We start from the raw sequence: 15936 nt of genomic DNA, 5'->3' as shown, positions 1-15936 counted from the left end.
GAACGCCTGCCGCAAATTGCTACAAATTGCCGCCCGAAAAAACTCCGGAGAAATGTGAAATGCTTCTTTGCAAAGCGGAAACGGGTTTGCTATAGGCTCCCCCACTCACATGAGAGCCAACGTTCCCCGGTAGCTCAGTGGTAGAGCAACCGGCTGTTAACCGGTTGGTCGCTGGTTCGAATCCGGCCCGGGGAGCCAACAATTCCAAGGTCTTGAGCGTTTTCAGGAACGGCCGAAAAACGGCTGATCTACAGCATATCTACACAACTCGACTTCGCTAGGCCCGACTGCGCGGGAATCGCCCGAGGGAGAGAAAATCACCATGGAACGCGTTTTTGACGATTTAATCGCCCTGCAGCAGTAACAGCCGATCCTGGATCTCCGCATCCTTCGTGGAGCAGCCTTTCGCCTCGCCGGCAGTCTGATGACCGGCATTGCTATTGGAGTAAGAATCGCGGTCGGCTTCGCTGTGGTTGGCTAGCAGCTCACGGCTTTCAGGCGGGGCCCGCCCAGGTCGATCGCATCGAAATTTGGTGTCCGTCCCAAATCAATTTCGATTCGTAAAATTTGCTCTGCGATTTTTTGGACGCGTTCGATCGTCTCAAAATGCTTTTGCACCGGAGCAACCACAACTCCATGAACCACCTTACTCCGCACTGAATAGAAGTCTTTGATCAGCTTGGCGATCTCGGATCGCTCCTCATGGCTTGACGCAACCAACATCGCGGCCCTGATCTTCAATCGATGTGCGATCTCGGATGCGCTCTCGGGTGGCAACAGAAGCGCTTCAAGCGCAACTGCAATATCGATTACCCGCTGACTGTGATCCCATCGACTACGTGCAGAGCGGATGCGATGCGCAGCGATGTGACAGCGGCGCGCCAGGTCACCGTTCAGGGAAATGAACTTCTCGGCATAGGCGACTGCCTTGTCGGACACTTGGGCGGTTGGTGGATGACCTGCCTGCTCACCTCCCCACATCCTGCCGAAAACGGCGGCTTCGAAGTCTGGATCAACGAACTCTTGCCAGCGCGAACCTGTATTTGGGAAGACTTCGCCAGAAGCACAAAGGCCAAGGAGTGCCTGCTCGATCAACTTCTGCGATCGAATCTCGGGCGCCGGCTCGCGCGAGGCTCCAAATATCGCATCCTCGTGTACCGCTACGGTCGGGGCGTGCGACGGAACCGACATGGTCTCAAAGTTTGACTCGTAGCTTCTTCCGAGCGCTTTTACGTTGGGTGATTGAGGCAACTCGTCCAACAATGAAAGCCGAACACCGGTCGAAAACTGGATCGTTTCTTTGCATTCCAGCCCAACGACCTCGATAACGGTGCGGACACTTGGGTTCTTCGCGTTATGAAGTTTCTCAAGCCAAGCGACCGTTGCCGAAGGCCCCGTTCGGCCAGCACCTGCATGCACATCCTGGCCAACATTGGGGAGCCGCCCCGGTGAATCTGTTTTTGTCCAAAAAAGGTCAGCTCCCCCTTTCCATAAACCTCAGTGATAGCACCAGCTAACTCCTTAATCCCCGGCTCGTCGAAGTTCCATCTCTTTGAGCCGTCAGATCGAGCTGCGGGCTCGACTTCTTTGAGAACCTCCAACAAGGTCATGGTTGCTCCACTTAGACTATTCCACCCCTTTTCTGCACGACCCACGTAATAACGAAAAGACCCGGCGACCGCAGCCGCCAGGCCATCCTTGGACAAGTCCGCGACACTATCAGTTATCGCGGTCGTCGTCGTCGCCGCCGTTCGGCTCGCGCTCGTCTTCATTTTCTCGATCATCAAAGTTTTGACAGCCGACGAGTCCGAAGCCGATCTTCTCTGCCAGCCGAGGTAGGGCTCGCCGTCCTCGACTTGCCAGGGCACGGCTTAGCGAAGCGTGACATTGCCTCATGCTGTTCATATAGACCCGTCGGCTCAGGCCGGCGGTTTTTTGAGCCGAAGCGCTTGTTGGCTGTTGGCCACACGGATTGCTGAGAACTCCTCCATGGCTCATTGTCTCGCGACCAGGGGGCGCGGATGAGACCTGACTACAGCGGACGACTTGCTTTCATCGGTGTGGCCCTGCCAATCGTGACTATCGTTGTGGTTATGATGTTCGGTGGGCAAAGCGACCCGATCACCATTTGGCTGAAGGGTTGGTCTACCCTGATTGCGGGGTTGGCTGCTGTCGTGGCCGCGGTGATGACCGTCTACCAAATGCGGCAAACTGACGAAGGGCAGCAGATGCGTTTTCGAGAGGCAGAGGAACGTCAAGAGGATCGCCACCGCCAGCTCGTTCGTCTGACTCTGCGCAGTGACCAACTTCGAGCGGAAAGAGCTACGTTTCCCACAGCGCTGGACGTCCGAATATGGCTTGACGATCTCGCTCGTTTCAAGCTTCGGCACGCGGCGATCGGCGAAGACATAGGCGAGCTCCAAATGGGCGATAGCTCCGAAGTGGCAAGGCTCGCTTTTGCTCTGCAAGGGATCCTCAAGAGGCGGTCGCTCGTGGAAGCGACCGATCTTTATAGCCACCGGCTCTCCCTGATCTACGATGACCTTGTAGCGAGAACAGACTCCACCACGCTGAAAGTTGACCAGTCGGATGGCGGTCGTCAGAACTTCGGCGTTACGACTGCCGACCGTCAACTTGCCCGTGAGGTGCTGATGGATCTGACACGAGCCGTGCCTTACTTGGAGGAAATGGCCACACGGTTGATCGAGCTTGACCAGGCCTATCGCTCACTCGATAGAGAGCCCAGTGCTGGACGGTTTCTTCTTCTCAAATGCTCAGTGCGGCAACACGCTGCAGACGGCGACCACGAGAACCGCGGCGACCAGCGCTACAACGATTGCGGCGAGCCGCATGCGTTTGACCCAGACTTGTCGAGTCGATCGAGCGGCCGTCGCATCGTAGGCGCTATAGAGCCGCCGGCCGTCCTCTCCGAAGCGATCGGCATTCGGATAGGCCTTCGGCGGCTTTCGTCTTGGCTTGAGCATCAGCAATCCCTCTCTCGGGTCACGCTATATTAGCGCGAACTTGTACTCAACATTGATCGCCGGCATATTGTCCTTGGGGAGAGAGGCTCGTGGGCAAGCGCTACCGCTATGTCGCGGACAATGAGTACAATCGCCGGCGTTATCGTCACCACAGCCGACGGCCACGGGCTCGCGCGTCCTGGTGGGCAACTATCCTGGTAGCCGGCGGACTCATCGGCGGAGCGCTGGCAGTCCAGATCGGGCCCGAATTCACCAGTTGCAATATCAAAGGCAATATCAGCTATTACGGCGGCGAGCGCATCTACCATGTTCCGGGCCAGGAGTATTACAGCGCGACCCGTATCAACCTTCTGAAGGGGGAGCGCTGGTTCTGCAGCGAGACTGAAGCTCAAGGGGCTGGCTGGAGACGTGCACGGCGATGACTGGCAGAAAAGGCCGATGCTGATATTTTCAAGGCGAACTTTGCAGAAGTTGATCAATACGGCTGCGCCGCATGTGCCTCCCGGTCAACTGAGAAAACTGGCGACGAATGTCGACAGGCCTAACAAGAACGGAATTCCCGAGGTTTGGGAAATTTATCTATTTGTCGGTCATCTCCTGGCACATGGGGCAAAGCACGAAACCATTCTTGAAGATGGAAAACGACCAGACATCCATCTTTCGGATTATTCGATATATATCGACGTGAAGGCTATCTCCGATGACCACGCGCATGACTTATATCCGGTCGAGTTCTTCATGCAATTATTGAGCGAACAAATCGTTCGCCGGTTGCCGGTCTTGGGGGACTTCGAAGTCAAATTTGGATCCCGGAGTGAAAAGATCGACGGCCAGTTGGTCCACGTCCCCGTCCTGCCGCCTAAGAACGACATTTCCAAAGTTACTAAGACGTTGGTCAACGACCTGCTTCGGCGAGGCGGTGACTTCACCTCGCCCTTTTCCCATATCCTTGTTTTCGAGGGAGTGGAGACCGCTGTAAATTTCGCTCCAGCGCGGTTCAAAGACATGCCACTGATCGGAGCCAATTTCTCAACCTTCACAACTCATCGAAAGCATGACCATGACGTCGACTCCGTTGCGAAAGGCGCGCTCGACACAGCCGGGAAGCAGCTAGCATCCGCGCCTACTGGGGCCATCCGTGGTGTCTATCTTTGCGACGGAGGTTCGGACTTATGGACGAAAGGATCGCCTTACCGAAAATTCCCCATCCATGACATCGCAAACCGATATCTCGCGAAGAGCAAAAAGCTGGACTTCATTGCCCTTTTTAGCGTCGAAAAGTACGATCCGCCGGCTCGCTCGTCTTCCCTCGGCCCTGTTCTACTGCCTCGCTCTCTTCGCGGCGATAGGGAGACAAGGTACGTGGTTAGCTATAGCGTTATCGCGAGAGACAATTCCCTACGACACTTGGTTGAAATTCTCATTCGGGATGCGTTGCAGCAACTTGACCCCCCGCTCCAGAATATTGAATCGGCATACGGCAATCGAATGAAGGCGGGACGGAACTCTGGCTTTCGAGGCGGGATGACAATTTTCGGTGACAGCAAATTGCGGATTCCTGCTCGGTCTCTGGCACAGATTCTTGCAGGGGGATCGGCACAGGAGATCCTTGACGGTGAGAACAGTCGCTCGCCGCGCGCCTCTGAGTTGTTTGCTCAGTTCGTGAAAGATGGAAGGACAATCACAAAAATCGAGTTCATACCCGGTTATCCGCACGATGACGACTGGGTCGACATTACATTCGGTGCGCAGGACGCAGCCACCTCCCCGCTTTACGTTCCGTAAGAGTCAGATGCAGGTTCACCGCCGTTAAGAAGGTGATATTCCACGTGCCAGGATGGTATCTGTTCAAGAAGGCCGGATGAAGCCATGAGCAAGGCTGGTCTAAGGTTTAATGCGAACTACCCGCAAGGCACGATGACTATTACGCCTTTGCGGGACGACGCCCCGGGCGAGTCTTTCGATCTCCCAATCGGCGATATCAGCAAACTGTTCGGGACGGCTTTGGGCCTCGCCACGAAGGCCTATGACATGAACAGAAGCGTCAACCCGAGCGCTTCGCGACCGATTGACGATCGCGCCCCGTTCACTGCTGTCAGCTGCTCGGGGTGGAATGTCGCCCCTGGGGCCACTGAAGACACGCTGACACTGAAATTCTATTTTGGTGAGGTCGTTCTAGGAATACAGGTTCCTCTCGACCATGCACGTATATTTGGGCAACGTATTCTGACAGCGGCAGCTCCTGCAGGCTCCGCTCAATAGGATCGTCCATCGTCATGTCTCCCTTTTCGATAGGACACCGTCAGTGCAGCGGCAGCGCTCCGCGGCGGCGATCGAGGCGATGAACGTGAGCAGCGGCATCATGCGGCGTCGTCCGGGCAGCAACGTAAGCCGCGGCGAGAACTTGTCTTTGAAAACCGCCACCGCCTTGCCGCTTCAAGCCGTTCAGCCAAGGTTCTATAATCGCCAGCACGTCGGGCATTATCTGCTGCGCGCCGTCGCGGCGCCGAGAACCTTCTGGTTGATGGCTTGGCCGAGTTCTAGGCATTGCGGCAGGCCGCGTCATATTGGCGGGCTTAGCTGCTCCGGGATTGCCGGCTTGCTCTGCGCCTAGCCATTTCGTATTAAGTCTAGATTCCTATGCCACGCCCCCTGCCAATACCGTGGTTGAACGCGAGTTCCGCACCCAACCGCCGGCCGGATTCGACCTGGATGCCAAGCGCCTTTTTGTGATTGGCAAGTTGGGATTCAAGCTGTGGATCCCGTTCGAGACTCTTGGCCATGTCGGACATGGCCGAGCGCGTTGACTTGTAGCCTGACATGTCACCGGCCTGGTATTGCTCCTGGCTTGTCCGGTGGAGCTTCTGCCAGCGTTCCACGAAACGATCGGCGCGGCGGATCGGATCGTTGCTCACTCCAGTGCGGATTTCGGTTTCAAGCTGGAGAGCGAGCACGATGCGATTGACGCGGCCGGTCCCCGCTTCACGAACCAAGTCGGGATTCTTGACATAGGCGGCTTCGGCATCGCGCCAGCCATGAGGCCGAACCTTCTCGAAAGCGTCGCGCGCCTCTCTCAATTCCCGCATCTGCTCGGGAGTCCCCTGCCCGTCCGCATTTCCGCTGCGCGTAACAGCATCGAGAGCACGCGCGTGGTGCACGAGCGCCTTCGTGCGAGCGCTGCGCAACGCCGCCTCCGCGTCCGCCGGCAAATCCGTTTCGCGCTGCGCCCCCTGGCTGAAGCTTCTCCTCCAGGCGCGGCATCGCCGTTTTGCGCTCGACCGTCTTCCCTTCCCGGCTGATGCCGACGATCCTGACCGGGCTCCACGTCTCCGGGAGAGCGCAACCCGTCGAGCAGCCGACCCATCCTGTCGCGCAGCTTCTCCGGAACCATCCGGCGCACGATCTCGACCACGCGCTCGCGGAAGGTGATCCCGCGCCGCTCGGCATAGCTCTGCGCCGGGTCGATCTGGTCGTAATCCGACGCCATGTCCTTGGCGCGGTCGCGTGACAGCGTCCGGACCAGCTGGTCGCGGGTCGCGAAGTCGTCGCTGCCATAATGCAGGTCCATCCCGTCTCGGTGCCGCGACAGGGAGACGTAGCTGCCATGCACATCCATGCCCGGCGTCGCCAGGACATGCGTGCGGTCGATCGTCATGCCCTGGGCCTTGTGGACGGTCGCGGCATAGCCGTGATCGATGTGGGCATAGTCTTTCAGGTCAAACCGCACCGACCTGCCGTCGTCGGTTTGCACCGTCATCCTTTGGATGCTGACCTCTTCGACCACACCGAGCGTGCCGTTCTTGACGCCAAGCGACCGCTCGTTGCGCAGGAACATGACGCGATCGCCGCTGGCGAAGTCCCTTGCGCCGCGTTCGGCAGCCACTTGCACGTCGGCGCCGAGATCTCCAGCAGCGCGCATACGCTCGCGCGCTGCCTTGTTCAGCGCGCGCACTTCATCGTTGGTGTGGGTGAGAATGATCCGGCTCGCCTCTGGATGGACCTGCCTGTCGCGATCCCAGCGCTCGACAAGATCGCTGCGCGCCTCATCGCGCGACGCAGCCTGGTGCACCATATCTTGCGCGTCATAGGCGCTGATCGCAGCGCCGATCCTGCCGGTTGCCAGATCGCGGGTGGCGTCACGCTGCCAGTCCTGGCGCTGCCTGCGCACCTGACCGATTTCGACGCCGCCATGGCGTTCGTGGATCGAACGAAATGCAGCACCCGCTTCGATCGCCTGCAGCTGCTGCGGATCGCCGACCAGCACGACCTTCGCGCCAGCGTCGGCCGCATGGGAGAGCACGCGCTCCAACTGGCGCGTGCCGACCATGCCCGCCTCGTCGATCACTAGGACATCGCGGGCGGTGAGCAGATCGCGACCCTGTGCCCAGTTGTGTTCCATGCTGGCGATGGTGCGAGCCGAGATACCTGATCCGTTTTCGAGATTCTCGGCCGCAATGCCGGAGAGTGCCGCGCCTCGAACTTCATAACCCGCTGCTGCCCAGGCCTGGCGCGCCACACCCAGCATCGCGCTCTTGCCGGTGCCGGCAAAACCGACAACGACGCCAAGACCGCGGCCATCCGTGATGTGATCCAGTGCATCGGACTGCTCGCCTGACAGAACAAGGCCGCGCTGTCTGGCGTGCGCCAGTGCCGTCGCACGATCCCTGTCACTCACCGCATATTGTCCCTCCCCGGCCATGCGTTCTGCCGCGTGGTGCAGGCGCTGTTCGGTCTCGATCATTTGCCGTGTGGTGAAGCGGTCTTCGCCGCGTCCATCCTTGCCGAGTTCGACAAGGTCGGGCGCACTGCTGATGGCGCCCATCACCGCGTCGAACTGGTCTAATCCATCGCTGTGGCGATGCGCGAACTTCGCAATGTCCTTTCTGGTGAAGGTCGATTGCTGATGCGTGATTGCATCCAGCGCCATGGATGGATCGGCAATGATGCGCGCGCCATTGTTGCGCGCGATTTCGCGGTGCAACTCGGCGCGATCTGCTTCAATGCCTGCAGCGTCAAGGCCGCTGCCTTCAATGCGCTGGGCCGGAGCACCGATCTGGGTTTGCGGCTCCAAGGGAATGCCCTGGGCTTCCAGACTGCGATGATCGATGCGGGCGTCTATGTCGAGTTCGGCCAGGCGTTCATTGGCAAGCTCGGCCCATCGCTCGCGCCAGCGCTCGACCAGCTCCGTCTGGTTCCAATCTCGTACCTTCGCCCCAAAATCCTTTTCATCCACTGACCGCATGGTGAGCATAACATGGGCATGCGGTTTAAGACTTCCGTCCTCTGCCCTGTCCCAATGCACATTAAGATCGGCGACCATGCCCCGGCTTACAAACTCGGCCTGCACGAAGTCGCGCGCCAGTTCGATGCCTTGCGCCTGGCTGAGTTCGCGGGGCAGGGCAAACTCCACCTCGCGCGCAAGCTGTGCATCCTTCCTCACCTCGAAAGCTTCGACATCATTCCACAGCCGTTCGCGGTCGCTCCACGCATCCGGCGCATTGTCCGGCAGCATGACCTCGGAATGGACGACGCCGCGCTTGGCCGAGAAGTCATGGGTGCGTTCGATCCGCTCGTCGCGCAGCCGCGAGGCCGAGCGGTAGGCGGCCGACGCCACAGCGCTCGAGCCTGTCTTGCGGCCAATGACCTTGACGTGAAGATGATAGATCGCCATCGCGATCCATTCATTTGCACGTCAAAGCGAACGTCGGCACGACGTATAAGCGCGCCCTCCCTCGAAAAAATCTCGGGATGGACCAGCCCGTCCCGGGCTGTCTCGGCAACCCTGAAGCCTTCCGGCAGACGCTCGCCTATCATCGCCACATCGACAATCAATGGAGACAGCCATGCGCAAACCACGCGACTTCGACGCCGAACTGAAGGCGCTGGAAGACAAAGCGCGAGAGCTCAAAACGCGAAAGGTCCAGCAGCTTGGCGAGCTGGTGATCGCCACCGGCGCCGATCAGCTCAGCACCGACGAACTGGCCGGCGCACTGGTCGCACTCGCTGAGACGAAAGACACGGCAAAGCGTGAGGCATGGGCCAAGCGTGGGGTGATGTTTTTCGAAAACAGGTCCCGGCGAACTGCTCCGGAGTCTCAGCGCAACCCTCGCAGCGCTGCAGCGCAACCGGGCAGCCAGCAACCGCCGGCAGGCGGCACAGGCTCGCAATGACATGCGCACCTGGCAGGTCGAGCGTCGCAAGCGCACCCGACATCTGATCGAACTCGGTGGCCTCGTCGTCAAGGCAGGCATCGTCGATCTCACCAATGACGATCGCGCTACCATCTATGGAGCGCTTCTCTGGATAGCCGCCAAGCTGCAAAGCCATGAACGCGAGAATGCGCGCAACCTATGGTCTGCGAAGGGTAGGCAGGCGTTCGATGGTGAACGGCGTGAAGAGCGGACGGGACGTCGGACTTAGGCACAGTTGGCGCGAGCAGCGGCCGGCACGAAGCCGGGACAGCAGACTTCCGCCGATGCGCCAGCGCCGCAGTTAAGCGCTTGCGCAGGAAGCTTTCGCGATCTTCGTCGCTACCGGCGACAATCTTCTCTCGCGAGACTTGATCTAGATGATGAAGGGCGCAAGGCTTGAGTGGGCGAAGCTCGTCAAAGCAGGCGCTCCCTTATGAGCAACTTCAAATGCCAGATCGTGTTCCCCTCGAAACCTCCCACGCTACAAAGATGCGATCGTGCACACTGCGCGTTGATAGAAACTCTGTAGCCAGGGCGCGAGCCAGCGGCATTGCTCTGCACAGCTGGAACGGACGGAAAAGTGAAGGAAGCTCCTCGCTTTAGATGAGATAGGCAAAAGCATCCCAGCCGATGGGACGACAGAAGCGAAACTTACTCTTGTCATGTTGCGCAAGAGAGGTGGATTTTACGAAGAAATGTACTATTTGCGTCGTGGGCAGAGCAGAAAAATCAAACGTCGCTCAATTCATCCGATACAAAAAAGGGAAATCATATGACCACTGCTCTCGAGCAAGGCAACAAACTGGATACCGTGTCGATAACGGCTGACATTGTCGCCGCCTATGTATCGAACAATCCAGTACCGGTTGGCGAGTTGCCGAAACTAATCGGCGACATCCATGCCGCCCTGAATGGCATCGGCACGCCGGCGGTAGAACTTGTGGTAAAACAGGAGCCGGCAGTTTCGATCAAGAAATCGGTGACACCTGACTTCATCATCTGCCTGGAAGACGGAAAGAAATTCAAATCGCTCAAGCGGCACCTTCAGCACTTCAACCTGACCCCCGACCAATATCGGCAGAAGTGGAACCTGCCGTCCGACTATCCGATGGTCGCGCCGAACTATGCGGCGACCCGGTCGGCCCTGGCGAAATCAATTGGACTCGGGCGCAAAGCGCCAGCGCCCATATCTGCCGCGGCAGAAAAACGGAAACCCGCCGTACGAGCGGCGGCGGCGAGAACAACTGCGGCTGCAATCAAGTCGCCGGTGAAGAAGCCGCGCAAGGCGCCGGCCAAAGCGTAGCCTGCAGCGTCTGACACAGGCCTAGGCTGCGCCTGACGTGAACATGGCGAAGCCCCGCCTTGCGACGGGGCTTCGCGTTTGTCGGATCACTCGGCGGCGCGGCGAGACCAGATGAGCGAGAAGTCTCCCTCGGTGTCGGTCTCGACCAGGCTCGCGTAGATCGGAAGCTGGGGTCGTCGAGCTTGACGGAGTGGTAGTCGCGTCCCTCGGGCGACGTCTTCTTCCATGCCGCCCCGAACTCAGTGGCACCAGCGAAGATGCGCGTGGCTGTTCGCATTCTGGGCAATACGCGTGGTCTGCTGGTCAGTTCGCTCACCGGTGCAATCGTCTCTTCCACAGCAGTGACCTTGGCGCTCGCCCGCAATTCCGCGTCGGCTAGCAGTCCGCTGCCGCTCGCCGGGGCGGCATCCCTGGCTGCAATGGTTTCGTTGCTCCGCGTCTGCGCCGTGGTTATGATCGTCGAGCCAAGCGTGCTCGCATCGGTCGCCATTCCGGCGATTGCCGCAGCGCTCGCCTTCGCTGTCTGCGGCGCGTTGCTGCTGACCCGCGACAAAGGCAGCGGCGAAGGCAGTGCGACCGCGCGCAATCCATCGAACTGGGCCCGTTGCTGCTCTTCGCCTTGCTCTTTGCGATCGTCGCGACCGCAAGCGCCGGGCTCGCCGCTCAATTCGGTGGGCGCGGTCTGCTGGCGAGTTCGGCGCTGGCCGGCGCATTCGATGTCGATGTCTCGGTGCTTGGCGCGCTGCGCCTGGTCAAGCATTCCGTGTCCGTCGAGACAGTGGGCCAGGCCGTGCTCGCGGCGCTGGCAGCAAACGCGATTGGCCGCCTGTCGCTCGCAGTATTTGCCGGCCCGGTCAGATTCTGGTTGCCACTGGCCGTCACAACCCTGATCCCCGCGACCATGGGCATCTGCGCCCTGCTCTTGCTCGGGCAAGGATAGAAGTGCCGTTCTCGAGCCTTCCTTGATGCGGATCAAGGGCCATGGCGCGCCACCGCTCTATGGAACTCCGTGAAAGGAGTTCGCCATGACCAATCTGAAAGATCTCACCCCGAAATTCCGCCATGTCCGGCTGCTGCTGGCACGTGAAAAGGGCCGCCCGGAAGGCGACCGTGAAGAAGGCTATGACGTTCTGGCTCCATTGACTGGCGAAGGCCGGATCGATGCCGAGGAATGGAAGTCGCACCGGGCCTCTTGCCGTGTACGCCGCTTCCGCACCGGCCAGCAGGATATGATCGGCCGGCTGAGGCGCAAGCCCGGCGGACAGTGGTATTTCGACTACGCTGAAGGCGACCGCGACGACGAGATCGGCTTTCATCTCGGCGACGAACGGTTCGTGACCGGTGAGTATGTGTCGATCGAGCGCAACGGCGCCATGCACACCTATCAGGTAGCAAGGGTCGAGCAGCCTTGACGCTGCAATGCCAAGCTCGCTCGGAGTAGACCATGTCGCGACGCATCCTGATCGTGGTCGGTCACCCCGACCCGTCCCCGGACCGGCTCTGCCGCAGCCTTGCCAACGCCTATGGCGAGGGCGCGGAAAAAACGGGGCACGCCGTCCGCCGGGTCGATCTGGCAGCGCTTGATTTTCCGATGCTGCGGACGATGCAGGAGTTCGAACATGGTACGGTTCCCGACGAGCTGAAGGACGCCGTCGAGGCGGTCGTGTGGGCCGACCACATCCTCTTCGTCTTTCCGCTGTGGCTCGGGACCATGCCGGCAATGCTCAAGGCATTCCTGGAACAGGTCATGCGGCCAGGGACGGCCTTCGCCTACCCCGACAAGGGCGGCTTCACTAAGACGCTGCTTCGCGGCCGCTCAGCACGCGTCGTGGTGACGATGGGCATGCCTTCCCTTGTCTACCGGCTATGGTTCCTCGGACACGGCATCGCCGGCATGAAGCGAAGCATTCTGCATTTTGTTGGCATCAGTCCGGTGCGCGAGACCTTGTTTGGCATGGTCGCAGGCGCCAGCGATGCGACCCGCGCGAAGTGGATCCAGCAAATGCGTGGATTGGGTGAACGGGCCAGATAACCCCCGTCGACTGTCAATCATGGCACCAGGACGGCGGCGCCACTCAATCTGCCTTGCCTCATATCGTCCAATGCCTGAGTGGCCTGTTCCAGCGGATAGACCTTGGTCTGCGTGCGCACCTGCGCGCGCTTCGCAATGGGAAAGAACTCCTCCTCGTCGAGGCGCGTCAGGTTGGCGACCGACAACAGTTCGCGCTCTTCCCAAAGCAATTCGTAGGCCATCGCTGGAATGTCGCTCATGTGGATGCCACCGCAAACCACCCGGCCACCCTTGCGGACGGCACCAAGCGCGATCGGGACCAGGTCACCCACAGGAGCGAAAATTATGGCGGCATCGAGTTGCCTGGGCGGGCGTTCATCCGAACCGCCTGCCCAAGTCGCACCGAGCGAGCGCGCGAATTCCCGAGCTTGCTCGTCACCGGGCCGGGTGAAAGCGAAGATCTCACGACCTTGCCAGATCGCGATCTGGGCGACGATATGCGCGGCGGCGCCGAAGCCATAGATTCCTAGCCGCTTGCCGTCACCGGCTTTCTTCAGACATCGCCAGCCGATCAGGCCAGCGCAAAGCAACGGCGCCAGCGATACGGGGTCGGCATCCGGATCCAGATCGAAGGCGAAGCGTGCATCGGCAACGACGTGGCTGGCGAAGCCGCCATCGCGAGTATAGCCGGTAAAATCTGGCTGATCGCAGAGATTTTCCCTTCCTTCGAGGCAGTAGGGACAATGCCCGCAGGTGTGTCCAAGCCAAGGCACGCCAACTCTGCGCCCGATCCTGGAACGCGCGACGCCCTTGCCGACAGAATCTATGATGCCTACGATTTCGTGACCCGGAATAAGCGGTAGTTTTGGATGACGCAGATCACCATCAATGACATGCAAATCGGTCCGGCAGACAGCGCATGCCTCGACCTTCAACCTGATCTCACCCGGCCCGGCTATAGGATCGGGCCTGTCGACCAGCTTCAATGGCATGCCGATTCTTTCGAGCACCATTGCTCTCATGACAACTCTGCGTTCTCCGCAAGGAACAAGGGAAGCGGATCGCTCGCTTCCCTTTGATTTTCCGACACGTCAAGCGATTGTAAGATGGTCTTCGACCATGCGCACGCCGGGCACAGCCCAGGCGGCGCGCTCTGTTGTGCGACGTTCGGCCCAGCTGTTGACCTTGCCTTTCAGGGTTACCTTGCCGTCGGACACGCTGACTTCGATCGCTTTCGACTCGACTTCCGCGCTGCGCTTCAAGGCATCCTCAATGCGCTTTTTCACATCGGGCGCCGTTGCGTGTGGCAGCACCTCGATGCTGTTGTGCACGCCGAGCACGCCAGCCAGATATCGAATGGCGGCGTAGGCTGCGGATCTCTGGTACTGCCAGTTTACTTTGCCAGTAAGCGTCACCCAGCCATTCTGGACCCTGACCTGAACTGCGCCGTCGGGAACCGCAGTGTTCCAGCTGATCGAGTGCAGGGCGCGCTTGGCGATCTCGTCGTCAGCCGTAACATTGCTGCCGACTGGCCGTACTTCGATTTCCTGCGCGATGCCCTTTACGCCCTTGACGCGGCGCACCGCCTCTTCCGTGGTCGCCTTCTGCGCATAGGTCGACACGTGGCCCGTCAGAGTGACCACGCCGTTGTCGACGGCGATACCGATGCTGGCTGCGTCGACGCTCGGTTGGAACTCGAGTTCATCGATAATGTCCTGCCTCAAAGTGTTGTTGTTCATCATTGCACCTTTTCTCGAGAGCGGGCCGCGCTCGCTCGGTTCACGATCTGATTATGCAGTCGTCACCCAGTAAGGGCGTTGATAGAGATCAAAGAACCTCTGGTCGAGCAAGACGCTGTGTCTCTTCATTCCGCACCTTCTAGAATTGCAGTCGCTTTTTGACCCGCATCAAAGCTGCCGGCCTTGGCTTGCCGTTCACTGCCTCTCATCAGAGCCTTCAAATTGGGGAGAGCATCATGACTACGGCTGATTTCAACATCCCTGTTCCGAAAGTGGCGACTGCGGCGCCCACGAAACTTCGACTGGGGTCCCTGACCGCATTGGTCATCGGCTCGATGGTCGGCTCCGGCGTGTTCAGCCTGCCGCAGAACATGGCCGCAGGTGCCGGTCCCCTCGCAATCCTGATTGGCTGGGCGATCACCGCGGTCGGCATGCTGGCGCTGGTCTTCGTCTATCAATCGCTTGCGACCCGCAAGCCCGAGCTCGATGCGGGGCCCTATGCTTACGCCAAGGCCGGCTTCGGCCCCTTCATCGGCTTCAACAGCGCCTGGGGCTACTGGATCAGTGCCTGGGTCGGCAACGTCTCCTATGCGGTGATCGTGTTCAGCGCCCTCTCCTATTTCTTTCCGGCCTTCGGCGATGGAAACACCTGGCAGGCGGTGCTTGGCGCATCGATCCTGCTGTGGCTGATCCATGTCCTTGTCCTTGCCGGCATCCGGCAGGCCGCCGTCGTGAACCTGATCGTTACCGTGGCAAAGATCGCGCCGATTGTTTTGTTCGTGGGGGTTGTTGCCGTCGCCTTCAAACTGCAGGTCTGGTCGCTCGACTTCACGGGTCTCGGCAACGCCAGTCTCGGCTCCATCACCGCGCAGGTGAAAAGCACCATGCTGGTAACTCTGTGGGTGTTCATCGGCATCGAAGGCGCCAGCGTCTTCTCCGGCCGCGCCGAGCGCCGCAAGGACATCGCCACGGCGACAGTTCTCGGCTTCTTCACTTGTCTCGCGCTCTACGCCCTGGTGTCGCTGCTGTCGCTCGGCATCCTGAACCAACCCGAACTCGCCGCGCTGAAGAATCCGTCCATGGCCGGTGTGCTGGAGGCGGTTGTCGGGCCCTGGGGTGCCATCCTGATCAACATCGCCCTTGTCGTGTCCGTGATCGGCGCGTTCCTGAGCTGGACGCTGCTTGCGGCCGAAATTCCGCATGTTGCCGCAAAGGACGGGACGATGCCGAAATTCTTTGGCCGCGAAAGCGATCGTGGCGTACCCTCGATCTCGCTCCTGATCACCAACCTGCTTGTCCAGGCTTTCCTGGTGATCACGCTTTTCGCGCAGAGCACCTATCAGGCATTGTTCTACATTGCGTCGGCCGCGATCCTGGTTCCTTACATCTTTTCGGGAGCTTACGCGGCAAAGCTCGCGCTGACCGGCGAGAGCTACGAGAGTGGGGAGCAGCGCGCAGGTCCGCTTTTTGCCGGATTGCTGGCAACGGTCTACGGGCTGTGGCTCGTCTACGCGGCTGGGCCTGCCTACCTGTTCATGTGCGCGATCCTCTACGCGCCCGGCATCATCTTCTACATCTGGGCACGCCGCGAAACCAATCAGCGCGTGTTCCACCCTGTCGAAGCAGCGCTGGCCGCAGCCCTCGTCGCCGTCGCCATGCTCGCCGTCTACGAGATGTGGACCGGCGCCGTCAGCCCGCTGTGAAGGGA

At 59.9% G+C, this 15936-nt stretch carries 16 protein-coding genes, 1 tRNA gene and 2 pseudogenes; 13 read left to right on the top strand and 6 right to left on the bottom strand.

Annotated features, from left to right (window positions below):
• Positions 1-123 precede the first annotated feature (123 nt).
• Positions 124-198, top strand: a tRNA-Asn gene (locus ACVDG8_RS33485).
• 279 nt (positions 199-477) lie between these two features.
• Here ACVDG8_RS33485 and ACVDG8_RS33480 read toward each other — a convergent pair.
• The gene (locus tag ACVDG8_RS33480; RefSeq protein ID WP_455707396.1) at positions 478-1419 is read right to left on the bottom strand and encodes a hypothetical protein; all 942 of its coding nucleotides are present in this window, start codon (positions 1417-1419) and stop codon (positions 478-480) included.
• A gap of 602 nt (positions 1420-2021) precedes the next feature.
• On the opposite strand from ACVDG8_RS33480, the gene ACVDG8_RS33475 reads away from it, so the two are divergent.
• The 5 genes from ACVDG8_RS33475 (at position 2022) to ACVDG8_RS33455 (ending at position 5598) form a co-directional block, all read left to right on the top strand.
• Positions 2022-3017, top strand: coding sequence for a hypothetical protein (locus ACVDG8_RS33475; protein ID WP_447252292.1), 996 nt, complete (start codon positions 2022-2024; stop codon positions 3015-3017).
• Between the two features lie 56 nt (positions 3018-3073).
• On the top strand, positions 3074-3406 hold the full coding sequence (locus tag ACVDG8_RS33470; RefSeq protein WP_447252291.1) for a sunset domain-containing protein: 333 nt from the start codon (positions 3074-3076) through the stop codon (positions 3404-3406).
• Positions 3393-4769, top strand: coding sequence for a hypothetical protein (locus tag ACVDG8_RS33465; RefSeq protein ID WP_447252290.1), 1377 nt, complete (start codon positions 3393-3395; stop codon positions 4767-4769). Before ACVDG8_RS33470 ends, ACVDG8_RS33465 begins: the two co-directional genes overlap by 14 nt.
• Before the next feature lie 84 nt (positions 4770-4853).
• Positions 4854-5246, top strand: coding sequence for a hypothetical protein (locus tag ACVDG8_RS33460; RefSeq protein WP_447252289.1), 393 nt, complete (start codon positions 4854-4856; stop codon positions 5244-5246).
• A gap of 43 nt (positions 5247-5289) precedes the next feature.
• The gene (locus ACVDG8_RS33455; protein WP_455707395.1) at positions 5290-5598 is read left to right on the top strand and encodes a hypothetical protein; all 309 of its coding nucleotides are present in this window, start codon (positions 5290-5292) and stop codon (positions 5596-5598) included.
• A gap of 16 nt (positions 5599-5614) precedes the next feature.
• Here the strand turns inward: ACVDG8_RS33455 and ACVDG8_RS33450 are convergent, their stop codons facing one another.
• On the bottom strand, positions 5615-6061 hold the full coding sequence (locus ACVDG8_RS33450) for a hypothetical protein (protein WP_455707394.1): 447 nt from the start codon (positions 6059-6061) through the stop codon (positions 5615-5617).
• The gene (gene traA, locus ACVDG8_RS33445; protein ID WP_447252286.1) at positions 6058-8655 is read right to left on the bottom strand and encodes a Ti-type conjugative transfer relaxase TraA; all 2598 of its coding nucleotides are present in this window, start codon (positions 8653-8655) and stop codon (positions 6058-6060) included. Before traA ends, ACVDG8_RS33450 begins: the two co-directional genes overlap by 4 nt.
• Positions 8656-8827: 172 nt before the next feature.
• On the opposite strand from traA, the gene ACVDG8_RS33440 reads away from it, so the two are divergent.
• The 3 genes from ACVDG8_RS33440 to ACVDG8_RS33430 all read left to right on the top strand — a co-directional run bounded on the left by ACVDG8_RS33440 (position 8828) and on the right by ACVDG8_RS33430 (position 10478).
• Positions 8828-9154 carry a conjugal transfer protein TraD gene (locus tag ACVDG8_RS33440; protein WP_447252285.1) on the top strand — a complete coding sequence of 109 codons (327 nt, stop codon included), beginning with the start codon at positions 8828-8830 and terminating at the stop codon, positions 9152-9154.
• Between the two features lies 1 nt (position 9155).
• The gene (locus ACVDG8_RS33435) at positions 9156-9404 is read left to right on the top strand and encodes a conjugal transfer protein TraD (RefSeq protein ID WP_447252284.1); all 249 of its coding nucleotides are present in this window, start codon (positions 9156-9158) and stop codon (positions 9402-9404) included.
• Between the two features lie 543 nt (positions 9405-9947).
• Positions 9948-10478, top strand: a complete 531-nt coding sequence (locus ACVDG8_RS33430; RefSeq protein WP_447252283.1) for a MucR family transcriptional regulator — start codon at positions 9948-9950, stop codon at positions 10476-10478.
• An 86-nt stretch (positions 10479-10564) separates the two neighbouring features.
• Here ACVDG8_RS33430 and ACVDG8_RS33425 read toward each other — a convergent pair.
• Positions 10565-10815 (bottom strand): annotated as a pseudogene (locus ACVDG8_RS33425) (DUF736 domain-containing protein).
• On the opposite strand from ACVDG8_RS33425, the pseudogene ACVDG8_RS33420 reads away from it, so the two are divergent.
• The 3 genes and pseudogenes from ACVDG8_RS33420 (at position 10736) to ACVDG8_RS33410 (ending at position 12510) form a co-directional block, all read left to right on the top strand.
• Positions 10736-11418 (top strand): annotated as a pseudogene (locus tag ACVDG8_RS33420) (DUF4010 domain-containing protein). The pseudogenes ACVDG8_RS33425 and ACVDG8_RS33420 sit on opposite strands and share 80 nt — an antisense overlap.
• An 85-nt stretch (positions 11419-11503) precedes the next feature.
• A complete protein-coding gene (locus ACVDG8_RS33415; RefSeq protein WP_447252282.1) occupies positions 11504-11890 on the top strand; it encodes a hypothetical protein in 387 nt (128 codons plus the stop codon).
• Between the two features lie 32 nt (positions 11891-11922).
• The gene (locus ACVDG8_RS33410; protein WP_447252281.1) at positions 11923-12510 is read left to right on the top strand and encodes an NAD(P)H-dependent oxidoreductase; all 588 of its coding nucleotides are present in this window, start codon (positions 11923-11925) and stop codon (positions 12508-12510) included.
• A gap of 17 nt (positions 12511-12527) precedes the next feature.
• Here the strand turns inward: ACVDG8_RS33410 and ACVDG8_RS33405 are convergent, their stop codons facing one another.
• Positions 12528-13511 carry a zinc-dependent alcohol dehydrogenase family protein gene (locus ACVDG8_RS33405; protein WP_447252280.1) on the bottom strand — a complete coding sequence of 328 codons (984 nt, stop codon included), beginning with the start codon at positions 13509-13511 and terminating at the stop codon, positions 12528-12530.
• A gap of 69 nt (positions 13512-13580) precedes the next feature.
• A complete protein-coding gene (locus ACVDG8_RS33400; RefSeq protein WP_447257162.1) occupies positions 13581-14228 on the bottom strand; it encodes a BON domain-containing protein in 648 nt (215 codons plus the stop codon).
• A 236-nt stretch (positions 14229-14464) separates the two neighbouring features.
• Here ACVDG8_RS33400 and arcD point away from each other — a divergent pair, with 236 nt between their 5' ends.
• Positions 14465-15931 (top strand): arginine-ornithine antiporter, encoded by a 1467-nt coding sequence (gene arcD / locus ACVDG8_RS33395; RefSeq protein WP_447252279.1) that lies wholly within the window; start codon positions 14465-14467, stop codon positions 15929-15931.
• Positions 15932-15936 lie beyond the last annotated feature (5 nt).

The sequence above is a fragment of the Mesorhizobium sp. ORM8.1 genome (genome assembly GCF_053005525.2).
Note: the sequence above shows the minus strand (reverse complement) of the source record. Positions and strands in the feature narration are given on the sequence as shown.